Origin of the sequence: Mesorhizobium sp. M7A.F.Ca.AU.002.02.1.1 (assembly GCF_003998535.1) — a bacterium.
GTDB classification, from domain to species: domain Bacteria; phylum Pseudomonadota; class Alphaproteobacteria; order Rhizobiales; family Rhizobiaceae; genus Mesorhizobium; species Mesorhizobium ciceri.
In genome coordinates, this window is sequence record NZ_RZPB01001477.1 from 1 (window position 1) to 480 (window position 480).

A 480-nucleotide genomic window follows, 5' to 3' on the forward strand; every position below is an offset into this window, starting at 1 on the left:
AAACATTGGCATCGTGTTCCAGTCCTTCCATCTCATTCCCAACATGACGGCGCTCGAAAATGTCGCGGTGCCGCTGGAACTGGCCGGCCATTCCGATCCGTTCGCGGTGGCGGCGCGCGAGCTGGCGGCGGTTGGCCTCAGCGACCGCGTCACCCACTATCCCGGCGAATTGTCGGGCGGCGAGCAGCAGCGCGTGGCGATCGCCCGCGCATTGGCGCCGTCGCCGCGCATCCTGATCGCCGACGAGCCGACCGGCAATCTGGACCAGGCGACCGGGCGGCAGGTCGCCGACCTCCTGTTTGCGAAGGCGGCCGAGCGCGGCATGACGCTGGTGCTGGTGACGCATGATCCGGCGCTCGCGGCACGCTGTTCGCGCCAGGTTTCGATGCACTCGGGCCGGATCGAGGCACCGGCGCCGGTCAAGGTGACGGCCTGATGCCGCTGTCCCGGACGTTGAGGCTCGCCGTTCTCCTCTCGCCC

Annotated in this window: 1 protein-coding gene; it reads left to right on the forward strand. The window is 69.0% G+C overall.

Annotated elements, in window-relative coordinates; all coding sequences use genetic code 11:
- Positions 1–436 (forward strand): ATP-binding cassette domain-containing protein (locus EN879_RS38460; RefSeq protein ID WP_127274836.1); only part of this gene is annotated, 436 nt, incomplete at its 5' end.
- Positions 437–480: the final 44 nt, after the last annotated feature.